This is a genomic window from Mesorhizobium sophorae, from assembly GCF_002270415.1.
GTDB lineage: Bacteria > Pseudomonadota > Alphaproteobacteria > Rhizobiales > Rhizobiaceae > Mesorhizobium > Mesorhizobium sophorae.
On record NZ_NNRI01000015.1, the window covers coordinates 80,932 to 102,006 of the forward strand.

Genomic DNA, 21,075 nt, shown 5'->3' on the forward strand with positions numbered 1-21,075 from the left:
TAGAACAGCGTTGAATGCCACAGCCGATCAACTATCGATTTCTCGAATGATCCGTCGGGCCGAAAGCAGACCGTCGATTTCGGGAGGAGGGCATCTTGGTCACCGGGCACGCGCTGTGAGCACATGCCCGGCATCTCCAAACGGTCTGACAGCGAGTTCCGTCTGGATGCAATAAAGCCGCGAGCGTGAGTCGGCGGACCCACTGCCGAACCCCCACTCCCCTGTCGGCCTAGTGGGAAGCCTGACGGAATCGTTTTGCTGAAAACACGTCGAGTGCCTGCGGTTTTTCACCGCCGACGATCCAGTCGGTCAGGTACTTGGTAAAGCCAAGGGCGATGGCGAAGCCATGACCTGTCCAGGCAAATCCATAGATGGTGTTGGACAGGGCAGCTAATGTGTCCACGATCGGGATGCCGTCAACGGCGCAACTCTCGACACGGGAAGCGTCGACCTTCAGGAACGAGCACTCGTCGATGAACGGCAATGTCGCGATGGCATCGGTCAGGCCGAGGGCTGTCGAGCTCAGTGATCCCTTCCAATGCCCCTCAGGCGTATAGGCGACACTTTGGCCGCCTGAGAGCATCAACGTTCCATCCTTGACCTGCTTCACCGACAGCTTTCGGTGGGCATGACCCAGAAGATGATTGATCTTTTTGCCGCGTGGATTGGTGACAAACATCATCTGCGGTATCTGCATGATGACGGGCATGATTTCCTGCGGCTGGAGAACCGGTTTCAGCAATGGCAGCACGCCGGTGTTGGCCAGGAGAACGAGTTTCTCGCCAACGGGCACGATTTGGCCACTCGTCAACTTCACGCCGGTCGCTCTGCCTTTGTTATGCAGGATTTCCGTGACGCGCGCGCCGGTCCGCAGGTTTGCCCCAGCCTTGCGTGCCTGTGAGGCGAATGCTCGCGTGGCGAAGCTGTGATCGCACACGCCGTCATTCGGGCAATAGACCGAGCCGATCAGATCGCCCGACAATTCCGGCTCACGTTCGAGCGTTTGTTCGCGGTTGAGAAGCTCGGAGGGAATGCCAAGCGCGTTCTGCACCATCGCCATGGCTTCCATAGTGCCGCGCACTTCATGCTCGTGAGCGCCGTGGGGGATGTTGAAGAGATGCAGCCCACCGATCCGGCGGTAGCCAACGCCGCCTTCGAATTGCGCCTGATACTTCGCCCAAAGCGGAAAGCTTGCAGTCGCGATCGGCAGTTCGCGCAAGTCGCGGCTGTTTGCGCGCACGCCCCGTTCGCCGGAGCCACCCGATGCACCGGCCGCGATGTCGTCGGTTTCCAGCAGCGTAACGGTCTTGCCGGCCTGCGCCAGTTCGTAGGCCAGGCTCGCCCCATAGATACCGCCTCCAACGATTACGATTTCAGACGCGGCGGCCTGTTTGGTCATGGGGTCAGTTCCTTCTCAGATTTTTTTGTTGTGACTTCGCTTGTGCGGGAAGCGCAGCCAGCTCAGTTCAAGCCATTGCCGCCCGACAGGAATTGCCGGAAGCAGTCAGATCCGCCGGCGGCAAACATGTCTTGAGGAGAGCCCTCCACCTCAATCGCGCCCTTGTGCAGGAACACGATCTTGCTGGAGACGTCCCTGGCGAAGCTCATTTCATGGGTAACGACGAGCATCGTCCTGCCTTCCTCGGCGAGCGCGCGCATGACACGCAGGACTTCGCCGACAAGTTCGGGGTCGAGCGCCGAGGTCGGCTCGTCGAACAGCATGACCTTCGGGTGCTGGGCCAGCGCACGGGCGATGGCCGCACGCTGCTGCTGACCGCCGGAGAGATGGGCCGGATAGTGATTGCGCTTTTCGGCAATGCCGACCTTTTCCAACAACGCCTCGGCTTCCGCAACGCAATCGGCGCGAGGGCGCTTCTGAACATGGATCGGGGCCTCAATCAGGTTCTCGAGGATCGTCATATGCGACCAGAGATTAAAGTTCTGAAACACCATCCCTATGCTCGCGCGCAAACGCTGCAACTGGCGCTTGTCCGTGCCGCCTGCCTTCGTCAGCCGGATGGCCTCCACGCCGACTTCAATCTGTCCGCTATCGGGCATCTCCAGCATGTTGATGCAGCGCAGCATCGTCGACTTGCCGGACCCGGAGGCGCCAAGGATGGAGACGACATCGCCTTCCATCGCCTCGAGCGAGATGCCCTTGAGCACCTCGAATGCGCCGAAGCTTTTGCGCAGTTCCGTCAGGCGCACGGCCGGCTTGGTCGGGTCGGTCATAGAGATCCTCCTTGCCTCTGTGTCACGGGCGGCGGCCTTAGATCGGCGCTGAGCGTGTATTCGGCCCACAGAACGAGGCGCGTGATGGTGAAGTTGATGAAGAGGTAGGTCGCGGCCGCCACGATGAGGATTTCGATGGCGCGGAAGGATTCGGAAATGAGCTCGGCAGCGAGACCGGTCACCTCCATCAGGGTGATGATGGAGGCCAGCGCCGTCGACTTGATCATCAGGATGAACTCGTTACCGTATCCCGGCAAAGCATGGCGCAGGGCAAGCGGGAAGACGATGCGACGGTAAAGCGTGAAGGGTGACATGCCGCAGGCGCGCGCGGCCTCGATCTGGCCTGGAGGGACCGAGAGCAATGCACCGCGAACGATTTCGCAGGCATAGGCGGCGGTGTTCAAGGTCAAGGCGATGAGCGCGCACCAATAAGGTTCGCGCAGAATAGGCCACAGAAAACTGGCTCGCACCGCATGGAACTGGCCAAGGCCATGATAGATGAGAAAAATTTGCACCAGCAGCGGCGTGGAGCGGAAGATAAAGACGTAGAAGGACGCGGGCCAGATGAGCAGCCGCAAACCGGACAGCCGCGCCAAAGCGAGCATGACGGCCAGAATGGCACCCAGCCCCACTGAGGATGACGCGAGCTGCAATGTTAGCGGCACCCCTGTCAGAAGCTTCAGCAGTGTCTCGTACAGGAACGGAATGTCCATCAGGCCCGCCCCATGCCGAGCCGGAGCCGCGCCTCGGTCCGCCGCAGAAGCCATGTCGAGAGTGATGAAATGGCCAGATACAGGACGCCGGCGGCGAAGAAGAATGTGAATGGCTGGCCGGTCGATCCCGCTCCGATCTGCGCCTGTCGCAGGATTTCCACGAGCCCGGTGACCGAGACCAGGGCAGATTCCTTGAGCACGAGCTGCCACACATTGCCGAGACCCGGCAGGGCGTGCCGCAACACCAGCGGCGCGATGATGCGGCGGAACATCGTGCTCCCGGACATGCTGGCTGCGATCGCCGCTTCGATTTCTCCGACTGATACCGCGCGATAGGCACCGCGCATGACTTCGGTCTGATAGGCGCCCGACACCAGCCCGATTGCCAGCGCACCGGCCATGAAACCAGGCAGGCTGACAAAGCCCGAAATGCCGAACAGTCGGGCCAGCGGTGTCAGAACAGCACTTGAACCGAAGTAGAAGAGATAGATGACGAGAATGTCCGGTATTCCGCGAAGGACGGTGGTGTAGGCATCAGCGATCGAGCGCAGAAGAGGGCCGCCTTTGATCTTTGCCCACGCGCCCAGGCTCCCAACCAGGAGGCCGAACGCGTAGCCGGTCAAGGCCACGACCAGCGTCATCAGCGTGGCCTGAAGCAGGGCCGCTCCCCAGCCGGCCTTGCCAAATCCCAGAACGAAATCGGAAGCTGTCATTGCGGAATCTCGTCGCGCAGGGCTGACGCGGACGTCTGTGAAATGAAGGTGCAAGCGTGCCGACCCGGCGCGGGGCCGCTCTTCAGCGACAGGAGGCGGTAAATTGCTGAAAAGCGGCCCGCGCTCGTTCGGTTCAATTCTTCACGGAGATATCGACGCCGAACCATCTCTCCGTCAGCGCCTTGTTGAAGCCGTCGGCGTTGACGTCGTGGATCGCGGCGTTGAACTTGTCCTTCAATGCGGTGTCGCTTTTGCGCAAGGCCACACTTGTTCCACTGGCCAGGACAAAGGTCGGTCCCACCAGCTCCGCCACAGCCATGTCAGGCCTTTTCAGAGTCTCGGCAAGAACCGTGATGTTGGCCATTGTGAGATCTATGCGACCCGCCACCAGATCGAGATTGGCCTCGTCCTGCGTCTTGTACGATCTGACGGTGACCGCGTCCTTCAGATACGCGTCGACAAACTTGCCAGCGGTCGTCGATCCCTGGATGCCGAGGACCTTGCCCTTGAGTGCGGCGTCGAGCTTGCCGACAATCTCCTTTGAGCCGGCGGCTTTGTCGCGAAGGTCGAATTTGTCATGCCAGGGCAAGGCTTCGGCCAGACCGCTGCCCTTCAGCGCCAGGAAAGCGTTGGGCGCGGTGGAGTACGGATCCGAAAACGCGGCCACCTCCGCCCTTTCCGGAGTGACGCCCATCGACGCGATGATCGCATCGAATTTTCCGGCGTTCAGTGCCGGCAGCATGCCGTCCCAATTCTGCGCGACGATCTCGCATTGCGCCTTCATGCGCTTGCACAATTCCTGGGCCAGATCGATCTCGTAGCCGGCAAGCGTGCCGTCCGGGAGCGTATAGTTCCAGGGCGCATAGGCGCCTTCCGTTGCGATGCGGATGTGGGTCGTGTCCTGGGCCAACGCCTCGCCACAAAGCCCAGCCAGCGATAGCGCTGTGGCGAGAATGGTGTTTCTGATCATCGTAAAGTCCCTCTCTTCTTATGAACCGCTACGGCCTGCCGCCAACGATAGAAAAAAACAATAATCTCACTCGGGCCAGAGTGGGTCATCAGTTCCCCCTCAGTGACGATTATCGATCCAATTCAGACCAAAAACGGCTTACTGCGATCGATTAGAGCGTAATCTTGCGAAGCATTCCAATATAAAATCTTGCGCAGATTATAGCTTTTTCCTATGGTCTTGCGAACGCGAAGCCGCGCAGGGATGGTGATGAACTACAAGCAGCTTGAGGCCTTCCGGGCCGTCATGGAGGCAGGCACGGTGACGGGCGCGAGCGACCTCCTGCATATCGCCCAGCCCTCGGTCAGCGCGCATATTTCGAATCTGGAACATGCGCTGAAGATCCCGCTCTTCATTCGTCGGGCTGGGCGCCTGGTTCCGACGGCGGAAGCCTTGCTTCTCAATGAAGAGGTCGGCCGGATCGTCAAGGGAATGGCGAGGATAAGACGCCTGGCTGGCGATATTCAGCAACTGGAAGCCGGGCGCCTGATGATCGGCGTGTATCCGGCTCTGGCAAGCATCGTGCTGCCGCGGTTTTTGAAGTCATTTGCCGGGCGCCACCCCAAGGCTCGCATGAGCCTGTTTCCGGCAGCCTCCTTGCGGATCGCGGAATTGACGGCCAACAAGGAGATCGACCTCGGCCTCATTCAGATGCCGGTCGTGGATCCCGCCATCGCCTGCGATCTGATCTTCCAGACGGAATGCGTCTGCGTGGCGCCGCTCGACCATGCGTTCGCCGATGACAGCTTGATTGTTGCGCCCCAGATGGAGGGACAAAACTTCATTGCGCTTGGCCGCGAAGATCGAACACGACAGGATATTGAACGCGTGCTTGATCACGCCGGCGTTGCCGTCGACTATCGTTTCGAAACACCGTTCGCCGATATGGCTTGCGCTCTGGCCGCGCAAGGCCTGGGCGTGTCGATCGTCGACCCGTTCTCCGCAGCCAGATGGGCAGGCAAATTGACGATACGCCCCTTCAGCCCGAATCTTATGTGCGACATCTACATGACCAGAAACAGAGCGCAGGTTTCGTCCATGCTGCAACAGGCGTTCGAACGGGAATTCCGGACGGCGCTTGAGGAGAATATGAGCGGAGGCGTTCACCTGTTCTAGCCGTGCGGCAGAGCCTTCGACCTGACGTGGTCGCGACTTCATCTCAACCAGGACTACAAGCTTTCCGGCGTCATTGCAGCGCCTTTGGGCGGCCTGTCTTTCGCTGTGTTCGAACGCGTCGGGAAGCTCTCCAGTTCCTGGGCTCATCCCAAGCGCCCGCCCCTCCTCACGCCACGTGGCGACCGCTGCTTCGACTTCGGCGAGGATCGCCTTCGCCCTGTCGCTCCATCTCTGGCACGGTAGCGCATCTGGCGATCTATGATCGGAATTTGCGAGGATCATGGCGTGGCTTAGCTGCGCTTGCAGCGACTGCTATGTCGAGCCGGGTACAAAGCAAACCCGCCTAATTGTACGCTATTTTACGCTAGAACTCTCTTGCCCTCTGAGGCGGCTTTACACAGGCCGGGACTTGGATGCAGATTGGATTTGCTAGTGTTGAGAAGTGGATAAACGCCACTTGGGGCGAGTATGGAACGGGCAGAACGGCAGCGCAAATCGCTGCCGAAGCTCCGCTATTGCCGCCGAATACCCGTCACTCCCACTCTATTGTGCCGGGCGGCTTCGAGGTGACGTCGTAGACGACGCGGTTGATGCCGCGGACTTCGTTGATGATGCGGGTGGCGGCGGCACCCAGGAACGCCATGTCGTAGTGGTAGAAATCCGCCGTCATGCCATCGACAGAGGTGACGGCGCGCAGCGCGCAGACGAACTCGTAGGTGCGGCCATCGCCCATCACGCCGACAGTCTGCACCGGCAGCAGCACGGCGAAGGCCTGCCAGATGGCGTCGTAGAGGCCGGCCTTGCGGATCTCGTCGAGATAGATGGCGTCGGCCTCGCGCAGGATCTCCAGCTTTTCGCGTGTGATGCCGCCGGGGCAGCGGATGGCAAGGCCAGGGCCTGGGAACGGATGCCGGCCGATGAAGCTTTCGGGCAGGCCGAGCTCCTTGCCGAGCGCCCTCACCTCGTCCTTGAACAGTTCGCGCAGCGGCTCGACCAACTGCATGTTCATGCGCGCGGGCAGGCCGCCGACATTGTGGTGCGACTTGATGGTCACCGACGGGCCGCCGGTGAAGGAGACGCTCTCGATGACGTCGGGATAGAGCGTACCTTGCGCCAGGAAGTCGGCGCCGCCGAGCTTCTTCGCCTCCTCCTCGAACACCTCGATGAACAGCCGGCCGATGGTCTTGCGCTTCTTCTCCGGGTCGGCCTCGCCTTCCAGCGCCGAGATGAACTTGTCCGCGGCATCGACCAGGATCAGCGGCAGATTGTAGTGCTGGCGGAACATCGCCACCACGCCCGCCGCCTCGTCCTTGCGCATCAGCCCGTGGTCGACGAGGATGCAGGTCAGCTGGTCGCCGACCGCTTCGTGGATCAGAAGTGCGGCGACCGACGAATCGACGCCGCCCGACAGCGCGCAGATGACCTTGCCTTTGCCGACCTGCTTCCGGATCGCCGCGACCGCGTGTTCGCGATAGGCGCGCATGGTCCAGTCGCCCTCGATGCCGGCGATGTTGTGGACGAAGTTGCGCAGCAGCCTTGCGCCGTCCGGGGTGTGCACCACCTCGGGGTGGAACATGATGCCGTACATCTTGCGCTCGACATTGCCGAAGATGGCGAAGGGCGAGCCTTCGGACTTGCCGAACACTTCGAAGCCCTTGGGCAAGGAGATGACGCGGTCACCGTGGCTCATCCACACCTGGTGGCGCTGGCCGGGCGCCCACAGGCCCTCGAACAGCGGGCTGTCCTTCTCGATCTCGACAAAGGCGCGGCCGAATTCGCGATGATCGGAGCTTTCGGCGACGCCGCCCATCTGCACGCACATCGCCATCTGGCCATAGCAGATGCCAAGCACCGGCACGCCGGCATCGAAGACGATTTGCGGCGCGCGCGGGCTGCCAATGTCCGACGTCGAGGCGGGGCCACCGGACAGGATCACGGCTTTCGGATTGATACGCTTGAACGCCGCCTCGGCCGACTGGAACGGCACGATCTCGGAAAACACGCCGGCCTCGCGGATGCGGCGGGCGATGAGCTGCGTAAACTGGCTGCCGAAATCGACAATCAGGACGGTGTCGGGATGATTGGCTGTTTTCATGGCGAGCGTTTAGAGAAAGAAATGAGTCGACGCAATGGGTTGCGAGGTCTTGCTGTCACTTCGATTCCACGACTTCACCTTGAGCGCCAGTGTCTTCATCCATCGCCGCAGCCTGTCCGGCCGCGAGCGCCCGCAAAGCGCCCATCAGCGCCGTGAACCGCTCCTCTCCAATGCGACTGACATAGCGCCGCTCGATCTCCATCTTGACCCGATCGCCGTCGCGCAAGGCATCCAGCCCCTTGCTGGTGTAACGCACCAGCTTGCCGCGACCATCTTGCGGATCGGGTAGACGCTCGACGATCCCCTCCGCCTCGAGGCCGTCGAGCAGTTGCTGGATCGCCTGCTTGGAGATTGCCGAGCGTTCGATCAACGCCGACTGGCGCATGCCGTTCCTGGTGATGTGCCCAAGCAGTCCGGCGCGTGCTTCGGTGAACCAGCCGTGACCGGCGGCGCGCATCGCGGCGGCGAATTCGGCCTGCCAGGCACGGCTTGCCTGCCATAGGCGCCAGCCGACGTGATCCGGCAGGGTTTCGATTTTTTCGTCAAGCTCCTTGACCATTTTATCCCGGCTCCGTATAGTCAAGATACTTGACGATAATCACTGCGTCGAGGCTCTTTCGAACTCAAGCCCGGACAGGGACCATGACAATTCTCGACAGGAACATGCTGGCCGTTATCATGGTTGGCACCACGCATGTCATCGACATGGGCGGCAAGGATGCCTTCATCCACTACGAAAACGAGAACCGGGTGCATATGCTGCTGCCCGACGGTACCCTTTTCCATGGGATCTGGATGCTGCTCGACGACGGCTATAAGGTCGAATGGAAAGACGGCCCCACCGGCTCCTGGAAACTTGATCATTCGCCGGGAGCAATCGACTATGTCGATGCAGCCGGCGCCGTACGCGGCCGCATTTCGCGCATCGATTTCGGCGATCCGGAGAGCCTGGCGGCTTGATGCTATTTCCGGTCAGGCGCTCAGCAAGCCATCGCCGATCGCCTGTTCCAGCCGCCCGACCGCTCCGGCCAGCTTTTCGTCGATGACGTGCAGATATTCGGTCCAGTCGCCGACGTGCCGCAGATCCGCCGCGCCGTCGGAAATGCCGCGCAGCCCGATCAGCGGGATGTCGAACAGCTGGCAGGCGCGCAGGCAAGCGAAAGTCTCCATGTCGACCATGTCGGCGGCAATTGCGTCATAGGCGGCGCCGGTGACGATCGCGCCACCGGTGGACAGCGTTGCCTCCCTCAGGTCAGGAATCCTGAACGGCAGCGGCACGGTCACCGGCAGGTCAAGGAAAGGCGTCGCGCCCTTTTCGAAGCCGAGCGGCGAGGCGTCGATGTCGCGGTAGCTGACCGACACGGCCTGGTAGATTTCCGTCTGCTCCAGCGTCCGGCTGCCGGCCGAGCCGAGCGATACGACGAGGTCCGGCAGGGTCTTCCTAGACTTCAGCAACGAGAGTTCGGCGCCCAGCCTGACGCCGGCCTCGACCGGTCCAACGCCGGTCATCAGCGGCGTGAACAGCCGCTTAAGGTGCGGGCCATACTCGGCCTCGGCAGCCATCACGAAGAGGACGCCCTTGCCGCCAAGCCGCACAATCTTACCCATCGGATCAGCCTTCGATGCCATCACGCCCGACCACCGTCATCATCGTTCCGGTCATGGTGGCGATCAGCTTGGCCTCACCGTCGGCGGCAAAGGCATAGGCCTGGCCGTCGGCGACGATGATGGTGCGGCCGGGTTTTGTCACCGAACCGCGGAACAGGAAGCGTTCGCCCCTGCCCGGCGCGAGCAAATTGACCTTGAATTCGATGGTCAGCACGCCGGAGTTTTCCGGCATCAGCGAGAACGCGGCATAGCCACAGGCCGAGTCCAGCGCTGTCGAAATGACGCCGGCATGCAGGAAACCGTGCTGCTGGGTCAGTGCCGCCGAATAGGGCATCTCGATCTCGATGATGCCCGGCGTCACCAGCGTCAGTTCGGCGCCGATCGTGGCCATGGCCTGCTGGCGCGCGAAGGAGGTTCTGACGCGATCCTCATAGTCCGGGGCGGGTACGATCTTTGCTGCCATGGCCGCTGCCTTCCTTTATGCGGATAAGCTTATTGCAGAGGCACGGGCGGCAGGCAAATGCTTTTGCTGCACTGCAGCAATCGGCATCGTCCGCCGGCTGGGGGCAAGCATCCGTCAAGGATTGGCAATATCCAACGAGGTCAGGCCGGCCTGCGCAACGCACAGAAGTAAAATCCGTCGGTGCCGCTCAGCGCCGGCGACAGCGAGATGTCGCCGGACGGACCGATCCGCGCGGCCGTCTTATGGCCGGGAAAACGACTGTCCCGGAGCGCCCGGTGATCGACCGGGACGAAGCCGCTGTTGCAGTCGCGGAACGCTGCAACCTGCTCGCCATTCTCCTCGTCGAACACCGAGCAGGTGATGTAGACCAGCAGGCCGCCGGGTTTGACATAGGCTTTGGCCGCTTCGAGGATCGCCGACTGCTCGCCCTTGCGGGCGTCGAGCTGTCTTTGCGTCAGCCGCCATTTGGCATCGGGACGGCGCCGCCAGGTGCCGCTGCCGGTACAAGGCGCGTCGACCAGCACGATGTCCATATGGCCCTCGAGCGGGGCGAGTTCCGCCGGCTTGGTGACGACCTGCACATTGCGGTTTCCCGAGCGACGGATGCGGTCGAAGATCGGCGCCAGCCGCGCCTTTTCGGCATCGTGGGCGAAGATCTGGCCTGTATTCCCCATCGCTGCCGACAGCGCCAGTGTCTTGCCGCCGGCGCCGGCGCAGAAGTCGAGCACCTGCATGCCGGCTTCGGCGCCGGCAAGGGCGGCCACGATCTGCGAGCCCTCGTCCTGGACCTCGAACCAGCCTTTCTGGAAAGCCGGCTCGGCCTGCACGTTCGGGTGCCTGCCGTCGCCATCGATCGGCGGGATGCGGATGCCTTGCGGCGCGATGGCGGCTGGTTTCGCGCCGGTTCCCGTCAGTTCGGCCAGCACCTTGTCACGGTTGGCCTGCAACGTGTTGACCCTGAGGTCGAGCGGCGGGCGCGTCGCCAGCGCCGCACCCTCATCGGCCCAGGTGGCGCCGAAGGTTTTCTCGAAAAGTGGCACGCACCAATCCGGTATGTCAGCCCGCACCGCGGCCGGCGCATCGGCGAGCCGGCGTTCGGAAATGGCCTGCAGCTCGGCGGCGGTCAGCAGCGGTGGCGCGAATTTGTCACCCTCGAGCGCCTCGTTGAGCGACTGCGCCGTCTGGCCCCATTCGAGCAGCAGCGCGCCGAAGCCGATGGCGCGCGGCGTGTCTTCGCCGAGCAGCCAGCCGGCGGAACGCCTGCGGCGCAAGGCGTCATAGACGATGTTGCCGATCGCGGCACGGTCGCCGCCGCCGGCGAAGCGGTGCGACAGGCCCCAATCCTTCAGCGCGTCGGCAACCGGCCGATGGCGCCGGCCGATGTCTTCCAGCACTTCGATGGCTGCCGCCAGCCGTCCGCCCAGTCGCATTCGTCATTCCACCAATCGAGTACATTGTCTTCGGGCCTGCTCATAGAGCCTTTCACGTCCGGAATGAACCCCCGCTTCCGTCCCGCGAGCCGACGCAATCCTAACCCGGCCGCCAAACCTACAAGACCAGTAGATGTCCTTGGCTCGCGGCACGGATCGATCAATAGATGAAAGGTCTCTAATGTTCGCAAATGCAAGCACGGCTTGTGGCGCAATCGCTCTGCTTCCCAAGTTTTTCGGTTGCGAATACTCTTGCCGCCATGATTCGCGGCACGGAAAACGTGGACCGGCGGATTGCGACGAGGAGAGGGCAATGAAGACTTATCTGGCGGAAGTTCTAGGCACATTTCTGTTGGTGTTCATCGGTACGGCTTCGGTGGTGACGGGCGGCTTCGGCGGTGCGCTGCCGCTCGGCCAGGAAGGCATCGGACTGGCATTCGGCATCGGTCTCATTGCAGCGGCCTATGCGATCGGCCCGATTTCAGGCGCACATCTCAATCCGGCGGTGACGCTCGGTGTCTTCCTTGCCGGCCGGCTGCCAGCCAAGGACGTCATCCCCTACTGGATTGCGCAGATCATCGGCGCCATTCTGGCCTCGCTGGCATTGTGGATCATCGTCTCCGGCCAGGTCGGCGGACACACCGGCGGCTTCGGCGCCAATGGTTGGGACGTGGCGAAATGGGGCGTCAGCTCGGCGTTCCTGTGGGAACTGATCGGCACTTTCACCTTCGTCACCGTGATCCTCGGTGTCACCGCTGAAAAGCACTCGACGGCGTTCGCCGGGCTGGTCATCGGCCTGACGCTGGCAGGGTTGCACTTCGCCATCATCCCGGTGACCGGTACGTCGCTCAATCCGGCCCGCTCGATCGGCCCGGCGCTGTTTTCCGGCAGTGCTGCGATCGGCCAGCTCTGGCTGTTCATCGTTGCACCGTTGATCGGCGGCGCCATTGCCGGCGTCGTCGCCAAGGCACGCGTCTTCGAGAAAGACTGAGTTTTGGACGCTTGAATACGAAAAAAAGGCGCGGGCCGTGGCCCGTGCCTTTTTTTGCCGACCCTGCCACGTCCCAACGACAGGGCCATACCTCACTCGCCCGCTTTCGCACGCTTGGTCGAGCGCGCGGGGGGAACTCGCCTATAGCTTTCTAAAGAAGCCGGACAGAATATTCGGACCCGCTTCGCCGGGCCGCAGTCTGATTCCGTCTTCGAAGCAGTTCAGTGTCACGCACTCGAAGCCGCAGTGTGCGAGGAGTGCCACCAGCGAGTCACAGTCGAAGTGGTGCAGGTGCTCGTTGGGGAGACGCATGCGCCACGTCTGGAACCACGCGTCGCCGTCGGCCCCGAGCTCGCGCCAGCGGCAATAAGGGACAGCGACGGCCAGATAGCGGGCCTGAAGGCGGGCGAGGAAACCCAGATCCGGGATGTGCTCCAGCACGTCGAACATGGCGACAAGATCCCACGAACTTGCCAGCGCCTCATCCCAATCGACAAAGCGGACGCCCTTGGGCAGCGGAAACCTGGCGATGTCGCAGCCGGCGCAGTCGGCGACTCCGGTTATTTTCGCGGCCTCGACGAATGTGCCCGTGCCATATCCAATCTCCAGCACGGACCGGGGAATCTCGCCGGTGATTCCAAGCACCCAGCCAAGTCGCTGATATCCGAGCTTGATGGTCCGGTCACTCAGGTCCTCGTAATAGGAAATGTATTGCTTGTCGTATTTGATCGGGGTGAAGTCGATCTGGTGGATCACGCCAAACTCGTCCACCTCGTAATTGTCCAACATCAGCGCGCGGCCTCCGATTCCGAATTCCTAAATCACAGCCAACCGCGGATCTGGGCGCAAACCGGTCATGGTATAAATATAAGAAATATATACGTAAAAAATACCACGATATGGACCATGCCAGTCAGGAACGTTGTTCTTTCGGTACTAAAACTTACATTGCATATGAAGAGTGCTAGAACTAGAAGTACTGCGTCAGTCGATGGAAGCCCAAGAGTTAAGCCTCTCCCCGTCAGCAGGCTGGCGGCTGCGACCGCCGGTATTGTCAAGCCAATTGTAGCGCATGCGGAACCCATCGCAACATTCAAGCCGCGTTGCAGCTCATTGTGAAGTGAAGCGCGAACCGCCGAAATGGCCTCCGGCATCAAAACCAACCCGGCGATCAATGCTCCCACAATGCTGTCGGACTGGGTCACCTGGTAGGCAACGAGCGTATCTTCAACACCTGCGGCGACTTGCTCGGCGAGCATGACAATTCCAATCAGCCCGATCAACAGGAGCAAAGTACTGACAGCGACGCTTTCGTGAGGGGCGGTCCGCATCGAAACGTCGTGTTCTTGTCCTTGGACGAAGTCGTCTCTGTGCCGGACAGTCTGAGCGAACACAAAACTTGCATAGAGCATCACTGAAAGCACGGCTACGAAGCCCAGTTGAGCAGCTGAAAATGTGCCAGGGCCCGTAGTTTGTGTGTAGGTTGGCAGAATAAGCGTCATGACGGTCAGCGCGGCCAGAACCGCCAAATATGCGCTGGTTCCTTGTCGAACAATTGCCTGCTTGCGATGACGCCAGCCGCCAAGCGCGAGACACATGCCGACAACGCCGGTAGATGTAATCATCATCGTTGAAAAGACGGACTCACGTGCAAGCGTGGGGTTGTTCTCTCCATGCAGCATCATGGAAACGATGATCGACACTTCGATTGCCGTCACGGCAAAAGTCAGCACCAATGTGCCGTAGGGTTCTCCTACACGCCGAGCCACCGCCTCTGCATGGTCGAGCACCACGAAAATGGTGGTGAACATAATCGCACTCGAAAGCCCTCCGACAAGGATCCTGACGCCCAGTGAACCTTCATCCACCGACAGCCCGCTTGCCCTGACTGCGACAGCCATCATCAAGGCGGCCAAGGGCATCGCATAAGAGATCACCGATCGTCCGAAACCACGCATTCAGGCCCCTATGCGTTTGCAAAACTTGCGGAAAACCCATGGGAAGCACCTTCGCCAATGTCCGGAAGACCCCCCATTCGTCCCTCACAAACAACGTCAGCCCGCGGCTCCAAACGATGCCGCGGGATCGCGACATTGGCTGCATTCAAAATCGAAGCGTTGCTCCCCTTACGCCGTCTTCTGCGTCACCAGCCCCAGTTCCTTGACCATCGCCTCGCGCATCAAAAACTTCTGCGGTTTGCCGGTCACCGTCATCGGCAATTCGGTGCGGAAGCGAATGTGGCGCGGGATCTTGTAATGGGCGATCTGGCCGGCGCAGAAGGCCTTGATCTCCTGTTCGGTGGCGATCTGGCCTGGCTTGAGCACGATCCAGGCGCACAGCTCCTCGCCATATTTTGGGTCTGGAATGCCGAACACCTGCACTTCCCTGACCTTGGGATGGCGGTAGAGGAATTCCTCGACCTCGCGCGGATAGACATTCTCGCCACCGCGGATGACCATGTCTTTGACCCGGCCGACAATGTTGCAATAGCCCTCGGCATCGATGGTGGCGAGATCGCCGGTGTGCATCCAGCCATCGGTGTCGATCGCCTCGCGGGTCTTGTCGCCGTCGTCCCAATAGCCCTTCATCACCGAATAACCGCGCGTGCACAGCTCGCCCGGCGCGCCGACGGCGACGGTGGCGCCGTCGGCATCGACTGCCTTGACCTCGACATGGGGGTGGATGCGTCCGACCGTCGAGACACGCTTTTCCAGCGGGTCGTCGACGCCGCTCTGGAACGACACCGGACTGGTCTCGGTCATGCCGTAGGCGATCGTCACTTCTGACATATGCATCAGCGACACCACTTTCTTCATCACCTCGATCGGGCATGGCGAGCCGGCCATGATGCCGGTGCGCAGGCTGGAGAGATCGAAGGACTGGAAGTCCGGATGATCGAGCAGTGCTACGAACATGGTCGGCACGCCATAAAGCCCGGTGCAGCGCTCATTCGCCACCGCTTTCAGCGTGGCGCCGGCGTCGAATCCCTCGCCCGGGAAAACCATGGTCGCGCCCTTCGACACGCAGCCCATGGTGCCCATCGACATGCCGAAGCAGTGATAGAGCGGCACCGGGATGCACAGCCGGTCGTCGACGGTCAGCTTAATCGCCGAGGTGACGAAATTGCCGTTGTTGACGATGTTGTTGTGGGTCAGCGTCGCGCCCTTGGGTGCCCCTGTCGTGCCTGACGTGAACTGGATGTTGATGGCGTCGCCGGGCTTCAGCCCCTCCGAGATGCGGTCGAGGCTGTCATGCTCGTCGCGCCCGGCCATGGCCAGCACATCACCGAAATTGAACATGCCGGGTGAGTTGTCCTCACCCATGCGGATGACGATCTTCAGCGCCGGCAGCTGCTTTGCCTTGAGCTTGCCGGGGGTGGCGGTCGCGAGCTCCGGCGCCAGCGTCTCGATCATGCCGAGATAGTCGGAGGTCTTGAACTTGACCGCGGTCACAAGCGCCTTGCAGCCGACCTTGTTCAAGGCATAGTCGAGCTCGGTCAGCCGGTAGGCCGGATTGATGTTGACCAGGATCAGGCCGATGCGGGCGGTGGCGAATTGCGTCACCAGCCATTCCCATCGGTTGGGCGACCAGATGCCGACGCGATCGCCCTTTTCAAGGCCCAGCGCCAGGAAGCCGGCGGCCAACGCATCGACCGTGTCCGACAGTTCGCTCCAGGTGAAGCGCTTGTCCTGGTCGACGAAGACCGCGGCATCGAGCGTGGCGTATCTGCTGGCGGTGTCGGAAAACAGCGCGGGTATGGTCTTGTTGAGCAGCGGCGTCGAGCGCTCGCCGGAAACATGCGCCTTGCCGTCGACGGGTGCCACGAAGACATCGCCATTGCGCGATCCACGCCCGCGCAAATTGGTGGCATTCTTCAGCTCGTCGAGATTGATCGGCATCGCTGTCTCCTCCCAGGACGGGTCGAGCCTATCAGCCCGCCGGGATGGTGGAAATCCCGTCGATGGTACTGGAGGGCATCCTCAGCTGACGATGGCCGCCATCTTCGCGGCCACATCGCGCAGCAGCGCCTCATCCGCCGCCGCGCGCGTCTTTTTTGACGCCACCAGACAGGCCTGCGAGCGCAAAACCAGGCCGTCGCCGAGCACCTTGAGATGATTGGCGCGCAGCGTGGAGCCGGTGGTGGTGATGTCAACGATGACATCGGCCAGGCCCGCCGCCGGCGCCCCTTCGGTCGCACCGAGGCTCTCGACGATGCGATAGACCTGGATGCCGTGTTTTAGCGAGAAGAACTGCTGCGTCAGCCGCCAGTATTTGGTGGCGATCCTGAGCCGCCGGCCATGGCGCTGACGAAAATCGGCGGCGACATCGTCAAGATCGGCCATGGTGTCGACGTCGAGCCAGATGTCGGGCACGGCGACCACGACATCGGCATTGCCGAAGCCGAGACGGGCGACGATTTCGGCGCGGGTTTCCCAGTCGGCAAGGTTCTCGCGCACCAGGTCTTCACCGGTGATGCCGAGATCGACCGCGCCCTGGCCGATCTCGCCAGCAATCTCGGAAGCCGACAGGAAGGCGACTTCGATGCCTTCCGAGCCTTCGATGCGGGCGCGATAGGAGCGCTCGTCGCCGGGCAGGCTGACGGCGAGCCCAGCCTTGGCCAGTACCTCCAGCGCCTGCTCCTTGAGCCGGCCTTTCGACGGGATTGCCAGGGTGATCATGGCGCCGTCTCCCGCAATGCGTCGATGCGATCGAGCCAGACAGAAAAGCCGACGCCGGGGATCGGCGTCTTGGCGCCAAGCAGCGTCAGCAGCCGGTCGTAGCGACCGCCACCGACCAGCGGCCGTTCGCCATCTTGCGCCGCGATTTCGAAGACCAGGCCGGTGTAATAGTCGAGCGGTCGGCCGAAGGCAGCGTCGTAGCGGATTCTTCCCGTCGGCAAGCCATGCGCTTCGATCGCCTTGGCGCGGGCGGCGAAATTCTCCAGCGCCGCACCCAGCGAGAGCCCGGCACCGGCGGCGAAGGTCGCCAACGCCTGGGCCGCGCCATCGAGCGGCACGTCGATCGCCAGAAAACTCTTTAGTGCCGCGAAGGCCTCGTTGGATAGCCGTACGCTGCGCAACTCAGCTTTCTCGATCAGTCGACGCGCTATGTCGGCTGGCGAGCGCCCAGCGGAGGCCGACAGGCCGGCCTCTTCCATGCCACTGGCGATGTGCGCGGACAGACCTTCGAGATCGCCGTCGAGGACAAGGGAAGCGACCGGACGGGAGAGTTGGCCGTTGCGTGGCGGGTTGGCGAGATCGGCGAGTGCTGCCTGCAGCATCGGCGCCGAGCCGAAGGCGCGGGCAAGACGCATGCGCCAGCCGCGCGGCAGCCCAAGGGCGGCCAGCACCGCCTCGAAAATGGTCTGGTCGCCGAGTGTGATAGCCAGCGCCTGGCGGGGCAGCACCAGGGCAAGCAGCGCATGCGCGTCGGCCAGCGAGCGGGCATCGGCTTCGGCGGTGTCACGATCGCCCAAATCCTCGATGCCGGCCTGAAAGAACTCGTTACCGCCTTCGCGGCGCTGGCGGAACACCTCGCCCAGATAGGAATAGCGGCGCGGCGTGCCGGCCTGCGATCTTATGTGGTCGAGACAGACCGGAATGGTGAATTCCGGCCGCAGGCACAGCGCCTGGCCGGTTTCGCTTTCGGTGAGGAAAATACGCCGGCGCAGGTCTTCACCGGCCATGTCGAGGAACGGATCGGCCGGCTGCAGCACCGCAACCTCGACCGCATGCGTGTTGCGCTTGGCGAAGAGATTGATGATGTCGACTGATATGGCAGGGTAGCGGGAGGTCATTGATCGGATGGGCGCGAGGCACCCCCCTCTGGCCTGCCGGCCATCTCCCCCGCAAGGGTGGAGATCGGCAGTTGCAAGCCCCGCGCCTTTTTTCCAACGTTGAAGATTGGCGAAAGCGCTCGCGACATCCAATCTCCCCCCTTGCGGGGGAGATGGCCGGCAGGCCAGAGGGGGGTGTTCAAGCGCCACCTTTGGCGCGATCGGCGGCCTGTGCCGCCAAGATCTTCTTCACCTCGGCGACCAGTTCGCCTTCCGCAACCGTCACCTGGGCCGGGCGCGCAGCGCGCCATTCGGCGTTGTCCGTGATTTCAGCCGACATGCGAGCGCCCTCGATCAGATCCTTGATCTGCAGCTCGCCCTTGGCGCGCTCGTCGCCGCCCTGGATGATTGCGACCGGACAGCCGCGACGGTCGGCATATTTGAGCTGCGCCTTCATGCCGGCGCCACCGAGATACATTTCGGAACGGATGCCGGCAGCCCGCAGCGCCGCCACCATCTTCTGGTAGCGGCCGAGGCTGTCGGTGTCCTTGTCCATGACCAGCACGACGACCGGCGCGATCACATCAGCGCTGTCGAGCTTGCCGAGGTTCTTCAGCGCGGTCATCAGCCGGGAGACGCCAATGGAGAAACCGGTCGCCGGTACCGGCTCGCCGCGAAAGCGCGAGACGAGGCCATCATAACGGCCGCCGCCACCGACCGAGCCGAAGCGGACGATCTGGCCGTCCTCATTGGGGATCTCGGCCAGCAGTTCGGCCTCGAAGACTGGGCCGGTGTAGTATTCTAGGCCACGCACGACGGAACGGTCCATGGCGATGCGGTCTTCGGCGTATCCCGCTGCCCGGACCAGGGCTTCGATCGTCGAGAGCTCGCCAACGCCTTCCTGGTAGACCGCATTCGTGCTGACGCTGGAATCCTGGCCGGCCTGTGCATTCCTCGCTGTCGCGCGAAGAACTGCCTCGACTTGTCCGTCATTCAACCCGGCGCCCTTGGCGAAGTCGCCCTCGCCTTCCTTGCCGCCATCCCAACGCCCCGGCCCAAGCAGAAGTCTCACGCCTTCCGGCCCTAGCTTGTCCAGCTTGTCGATCGCCCGCAGCACCGTCAGCCGGCGGCCGACATTGTCGACGCCGCCAAGGCCGATCGCCTCCAGCACGCCGTCCAGCACCTTGCGGTTGTTGACGCGGATGACATAGTCACCGCGCTTGATGCCGAGCGCTTCCATCACGTCGGCCATCATCATGGCCATCTCGGCGTCGGCGGCCACGCCCGGCGTGCCAATCGTGTCGGCGTCGAACTGCATGAACTGGCGGAAGCGGCCGGGGCCTGGCTTCTCGTTGCGGAACACCCAGCCGGAGCGATAGCTGCGGTAGGGTTTTGGCAGCCGCTCGTAGTTCTCGGCGACGAAGCGCGCCGTCGGCGCGGTCAGGTCATAGCGCAGCGACAGCCACTGATCGTCATCGTCCTGAAAGGAGAACACGCCTTCGTTCGGCCGGTCCTGGTCGGGCAGGAACTTTCCCAGCGCATCGGTGTATTCGATCAGCGGCTGGTCGGCCGGTTCGAAACCATAGAGCTCATAGACCGAGCGGATCGTCGCCATCATCTTCTCGACGGCGCGGATGTCTTCGGCGCTGCGGTCGGCAAAACCGCGCGGCAGCCGCGCTTTCGTCTTTTCCGATTTATCGGCCATGGAATGGGTACTCGGTGTTTCGTGGCGATGTGCGGCAGGAAATTTCCTATTTCCGCAGCGCGCGTGTCCTAACCGATGCAGCTTTGTGCGGCAAGGGTTTGCCGCCTTGCCTCTCCCCGCCGGGAGAAGGCACAGCCGAACCGCCCTCGAAACAAAAACGCACCAAAAATGAAACAATCCCGCCATGGGTGCGGCATCGTGCCGACACAATCGCAGCCGATAAGTCGCGCCGACACGAAGGGGTTCGGGCCATGACCAGCACAGCGAGATTCCATGCCATCGGCGGCAGCGCAGGCGACTTGCCCGCGCGCCTGCGTCCAGCCGACATCCACGACCAGAAAATCGTCAGCCAGGCCGCCGGTCCGTTCGAGATACCGGCCGACACCGGCAAGGGACCATCCATGCGCGACGCATTGATGACCGGCCTGCTGGTGATCTACCCGACCGTGGCCACGGTGGTGGCGATTGTCGCCGGGCTTTTCCTGGCCAGTGCCAACGGCACCTGAAGGTACCCACCCGCGCCTTCGGGCGGCTCCCCACAAGGGGATGCAAGCGCCACTACTTCGGCCGCTTGAAAGCCTTTCGCTCTTTCTCGACTTGCTTGCGGCAGACGCAGCCCTCGAGATGGTCGTTGACCAGGCCCATGGCCTGCATGAAGGCGTAGACCGTGGTCGGGCCGACAAAGCTCCAGCCGCGCTTCTTCAGCTCCTTCGATATCCGAACAGAGACAGCGGTGGTCGGGTTGCCGCGCAGATGGGCGAGGTCGACGATTTCGGGACGCTCGTCCTTGCCGGGTTCGAACTTCCAGAACCAGGCCGCCAGCGAGCCGAATTCATTGGCCATTTCGCGGGCGCGCTTGGCGTTGTTGATGGTCGAGACGATCTTGCCGCGATGACGGATGATGCCGGCATTGCCAAGCAGGCGCTCGACATCCTTGTCGGTGAAAGCGGCTACCTTGTCGAATTCGAAATTGGCGAAGGCCTCGCGAAAATTCTCCCGCTTGCGCAGGATGGTGAGCCACGACAGGCCCGACTGGAAACCCTCGAGGCAGATCTTTTCGAACAGCCTGCGGTCGTCCGCCACCGGCCGGCCCCATTCATCATCGTGGTAGTGAAGATAGTCGGGCAGATTGCCGTGCCAGAAGCAACGCGCGACACCGTCGGGGCCGGCGCGCAAGCCGGTGTTTTCTTTTTCCATAGCCAAAGATCCGTCCGTTAATGCGCC

The 21,075-nt window shown here is 62.3% G+C and carries 21 protein-coding genes; 4 read left to right on the plus strand and 17 right to left on the minus strand.

Annotated features, from left to right (window positions below; all coding sequences use genetic code 11):
- Positions 1-229 precede the first annotated feature (229 nt).
- The 5 genes from CGZ66_RS23175 to CGZ66_RS23195 form a co-directional block, all read right to left on the minus strand.
- On the minus strand, positions 230-1,399 hold the full coding sequence (locus tag CGZ66_RS23175; RefSeq protein ID WP_095088377.1) for an NAD(P)/FAD-dependent oxidoreductase: 1,170 nt from the start codon (positions 1,397-1,399) through the stop codon (positions 230-232).
- 62 nt (positions 1,400-1,461) lie between these two features.
- Positions 1,462-2,232 carry an ABC transporter ATP-binding protein gene (locus CGZ66_RS23180; protein ID WP_095088379.1) on the minus strand — a complete coding sequence of 257 codons (771 nt, stop codon included), beginning with the start codon at positions 2,230-2,232 and terminating at the stop codon, positions 1,462-1,464.
- Positions 2,229-2,945: an ABC transporter permease gene (locus tag CGZ66_RS23185; RefSeq protein WP_095088381.1), complete on the minus strand. Its 717-nt coding sequence runs from the start codon at positions 2,943-2,945 to the stop codon at positions 2,229-2,231. The genes CGZ66_RS23180 and CGZ66_RS23185 overlap by 4 nt, the downstream gene beginning before the upstream one ends.
- A complete protein-coding gene (locus tag CGZ66_RS23190; RefSeq protein WP_095088383.1) occupies positions 2,945-3,658 on the minus strand; it encodes an ABC transporter permease in 714 nt (237 codons plus the stop codon). The genes CGZ66_RS23185 and CGZ66_RS23190 overlap by 1 nt, the downstream gene beginning before the upstream one ends.
- 133 nt (positions 3,659-3,791) lie before the next feature.
- Complete coding sequence (locus tag CGZ66_RS23195; RefSeq protein ID WP_095088385.1) at positions 3,792-4,628, minus strand: transporter substrate-binding domain-containing protein; 837 nt, start codon at positions 4,626-4,628, stop codon at positions 3,792-3,794.
- 249 nt (positions 4,629-4,877) lie between these two features.
- On the opposite strand from CGZ66_RS23195, the gene CGZ66_RS23200 reads away from it, so the two are divergent.
- On the plus strand, positions 4,878-5,783 hold the full coding sequence (locus CGZ66_RS23200; RefSeq protein WP_280952823.1) for a LysR substrate-binding domain-containing protein: 906 nt from the start codon (positions 4,878-4,880) through the stop codon (positions 5,781-5,783).
- Positions 5,784-6,315: 532 nt separating this feature from the next.
- Here CGZ66_RS23200 and guaA read toward each other — a convergent pair.
- The gene (guaA, locus tag CGZ66_RS23210; RefSeq protein ID WP_095088389.1) at positions 6,316-7,878 is read right to left on the minus strand and encodes a glutamine-hydrolyzing GMP synthase; all 1,563 of its coding nucleotides are present in this window, start codon (positions 7,876-7,878) and stop codon (positions 6,316-6,318) included.
- A 55-nt stretch (positions 7,879-7,933) separates the two neighbouring features.
- Positions 7,934-8,437: a MarR family winged helix-turn-helix transcriptional regulator gene (locus tag CGZ66_RS23215; RefSeq protein ID WP_095088391.1), complete on the minus strand. Its 504-nt coding sequence runs from the start codon at positions 8,435-8,437 to the stop codon at positions 7,934-7,936.
- Between the two features lie 83 nt (positions 8,438-8,520).
- On the opposite strand from CGZ66_RS23215, the gene CGZ66_RS23220 reads away from it, so the two are divergent.
- Positions 8,521-8,838 (plus strand): ligand-gated ion channel, encoded by a 318-nt coding sequence (locus CGZ66_RS23220; protein WP_095088393.1) that lies wholly within the window; start codon positions 8,521-8,523, stop codon positions 8,836-8,838.
- Between the two features lie 12 nt (positions 8,839-8,850).
- On the opposite strand, the gene CGZ66_RS23225 is transcribed toward CGZ66_RS23220, so the two are convergent.
- From CGZ66_RS23225 to CGZ66_RS23235, 3 genes are all read right to left on the minus strand, one after another.
- Positions 8,851-9,486, minus strand: coding sequence for a 5'-methylthioadenosine/S-adenosylhomocysteine nucleosidase (locus CGZ66_RS23225; RefSeq protein WP_095088395.1), 636 nt, complete (start codon positions 9,484-9,486; stop codon positions 8,851-8,853).
- Positions 9,487-9,490: 4 nt separating this feature from the next.
- Positions 9,491-9,949 carry a PaaI family thioesterase gene (locus CGZ66_RS23230; protein ID WP_095088397.1) on the minus strand — a complete coding sequence of 153 codons (459 nt, stop codon included), beginning with the start codon at positions 9,947-9,949 and terminating at the stop codon, positions 9,491-9,493.
- A 140-nt stretch (positions 9,950-10,089) separates the two neighbouring features.
- A complete protein-coding gene (locus tag CGZ66_RS23235; protein WP_095088399.1) occupies positions 10,090-11,379 on the minus strand; it encodes an RsmB/NOP family class I SAM-dependent RNA methyltransferase in 1,290 nt (429 codons plus the stop codon).
- Positions 11,380-11,692: 313 nt separating this feature from the next.
- On the opposite strand from CGZ66_RS23235, the gene CGZ66_RS23240 reads away from it, so the two are divergent.
- Positions 11,693-12,370 carry an MIP/aquaporin family protein gene (locus tag CGZ66_RS23240; RefSeq protein ID WP_095088401.1) on the plus strand — a complete coding sequence of 226 codons (678 nt, stop codon included), beginning with the start codon at positions 11,693-11,695 and terminating at the stop codon, positions 12,368-12,370.
- 141 nt (positions 12,371-12,511) lie between these two features.
- On the opposite strand, the gene CGZ66_RS23245 is transcribed toward CGZ66_RS23240, so the two are convergent.
- The 6 genes from CGZ66_RS23245 to hisS all read right to left on the minus strand — a co-directional run bounded on the left by CGZ66_RS23245 (position 12,512) and on the right by hisS (position 19,851).
- Positions 12,512-13,159: a class I SAM-dependent methyltransferase gene (locus CGZ66_RS23245; protein WP_095088403.1), complete on the minus strand. Its 648-nt coding sequence runs from the start codon at positions 13,157-13,159 to the stop codon at positions 12,512-12,514.
- A gap of 65 nt (positions 13,160-13,224) precedes the next feature.
- Positions 13,225-14,328 carry a calcium:cation antiporter gene (locus tag CGZ66_RS23250; protein WP_095088405.1) on the minus strand — a complete coding sequence of 368 codons (1,104 nt, stop codon included), beginning with the start codon at positions 14,326-14,328 and terminating at the stop codon, positions 13,225-13,227.
- 168 nt (positions 14,329-14,496) lie between these two features.
- Positions 14,497-16,269 carry an AMP-binding protein gene (locus tag CGZ66_RS23255; RefSeq protein WP_095088407.1) on the minus strand — a complete coding sequence of 591 codons (1,773 nt, stop codon included), beginning with the start codon at positions 16,267-16,269 and terminating at the stop codon, positions 14,497-14,499.
- A gap of 81 nt (positions 16,270-16,350) precedes the next feature.
- Complete coding sequence (gene hisG, locus CGZ66_RS23260; protein WP_095088409.1) at positions 16,351-17,049, minus strand: ATP phosphoribosyltransferase; 699 nt, start codon at positions 17,047-17,049, stop codon at positions 16,351-16,353.
- Positions 17,046-18,167 (minus strand): ATP phosphoribosyltransferase regulatory subunit, encoded by a 1,122-nt coding sequence (locus CGZ66_RS23265; protein WP_095088411.1) that lies wholly within the window; start codon positions 18,165-18,167, stop codon positions 17,046-17,048. Before CGZ66_RS23265 ends, hisG begins: the two co-directional genes overlap by 4 nt.
- Before the next feature lie 178 nt (positions 18,168-18,345).
- On the minus strand, positions 18,346-19,851 hold the full coding sequence (hisS, locus tag CGZ66_RS23275) for a histidine--tRNA ligase (RefSeq protein WP_095088413.1): 1,506 nt from the start codon (positions 19,849-19,851) through the stop codon (positions 18,346-18,348).
- A 251-nt stretch (positions 19,852-20,102) separates the two neighbouring features.
- Here hisS and CGZ66_RS23280 point away from each other — a divergent pair, with 251 nt between their 5' ends.
- Positions 20,103-20,357, plus strand: coding sequence for a hypothetical protein (locus tag CGZ66_RS23280; RefSeq protein WP_095088841.1), 255 nt, complete (start codon positions 20,103-20,105; stop codon positions 20,355-20,357).
- Between the two features lie 52 nt (positions 20,358-20,409).
- Here the strand turns inward: CGZ66_RS23280 and CGZ66_RS23285 are convergent, their stop codons facing one another.
- Entirely contained in the window at positions 20,410-21,048 is a 639-nt protein-coding gene (locus CGZ66_RS23285) for a DNA-3-methyladenine glycosylase I (protein WP_095088415.1), read from the minus strand.
- Between the last annotated feature and the right edge of the window lie 27 nt (positions 21,049-21,075).

Coding starts and splice junctions, on each gene's coding strand:
- CGZ66_RS23175 (WP_095088377.1), bottom strand. CDS start 1,399: ATGACCAAACAGGCCGCCGCGTCTGAAATCGTAATCGTTGGAGGCGGT.
- CGZ66_RS23180 (WP_095088379.1), bottom strand. CDS start 2,232: ATGACCGACCCGACCAAGCCGGCCGTGCGCCTGACGGAACTGCGCAAA.
- CGZ66_RS23185 (WP_095088381.1), bottom strand. CDS start 2,945: ATGGACATTCCGTTCCTGTACGAGACACTGCTGAAGCTTCTGACAGGG.
- CGZ66_RS23190 (WP_095088383.1), bottom strand. CDS start 3,658: ATGACAGCTTCCGATTTCGTTCTGGGATTTGGCAAGGCCGGCTGGGGA.
- CGZ66_RS23195 (WP_095088385.1), bottom strand. CDS start 4,628: ATGATCAGAAACACCATTCTCGCCACAGCGCTATCGCTGGCTGGGCTT.
- CGZ66_RS23200 (WP_280952823.1), top strand. CDS start 4,878: ATGAACTACAAGCAGCTTGAGGCCTTCCGGGCCGTCATGGAGGCAGGC.
- guaA (WP_095088389.1), bottom strand. CDS start 7,878: ATGAAAACAGCCAATCATCCCGACACCGTCCTGATTGTCGATTTCGGC.
- CGZ66_RS23215 (WP_095088391.1), bottom strand. CDS start 8,437: ATGGTCAAGGAGCTTGACGAAAAAATCGAAACCCTGCCGGATCACGTC.
- CGZ66_RS23220 (WP_095088393.1), top strand. CDS start 8,521: ATGACAATTCTCGACAGGAACATGCTGGCCGTTATCATGGTTGGCACC.
- CGZ66_RS23225 (WP_095088395.1), bottom strand. CDS start 9,486: ATGGGTAAGATTGTGCGGCTTGGCGGCAAGGGCGTCCTCTTCGTGATG.
- CGZ66_RS23230 (WP_095088397.1), bottom strand. CDS start 9,949: ATGGCAGCAAAGATCGTACCCGCCCCGGACTATGAGGATCGCGTCAGA.
- CGZ66_RS23235 (WP_095088399.1), bottom strand. CDS start 11,379: ATGCGACTGGGCGGACGGCTGGCGGCAGCCATCGAAGTGCTGGAAGAC.
- CGZ66_RS23240 (WP_095088401.1), top strand. CDS start 11,693: ATGAAGACTTATCTGGCGGAAGTTCTAGGCACATTTCTGTTGGTGTTC.
- CGZ66_RS23245 (WP_095088403.1), bottom strand. CDS start 13,159: ATGTTGGACAATTACGAGGTGGACGAGTTTGGCGTGATCCACCAGATC.
- CGZ66_RS23250 (WP_095088405.1), bottom strand. CDS start 14,328: ATGCGTGGTTTCGGACGATCGGTGATCTCTTATGCGATGCCCTTGGCC.
- CGZ66_RS23255 (WP_095088407.1), bottom strand. CDS start 16,269: ATGCCGATCAATCTCGACGAGCTGAAGAATGCCACCAATTTGCGCGGG.
- hisG (WP_095088409.1), bottom strand. CDS start 17,049: ATGATCACCCTGGCAATCCCGTCGAAAGGCCGGCTCAAGGAGCAGGCG.
- CGZ66_RS23265 (WP_095088411.1), bottom strand. CDS start 18,167: ATGACCTCCCGCTACCCTGCCATATCAGTCGACATCATCAATCTCTTC.
- hisS (WP_095088413.1), bottom strand. CDS start 19,851: ATGGCCGATAAATCGGAAAAGACGAAAGCGCGGCTGCCGCGCGGTTTT.
- CGZ66_RS23280 (WP_095088841.1), top strand. CDS start 20,103: ATGACCAGCACAGCGAGATTCCATGCCATCGGCGGCAGCGCAGGCGAC.
- CGZ66_RS23285 (WP_095088415.1), bottom strand. CDS start 21,048: ATGGAAAAAGAAAACACCGGCTTGCGCGCCGGCCCCGACGGTGTCGCG.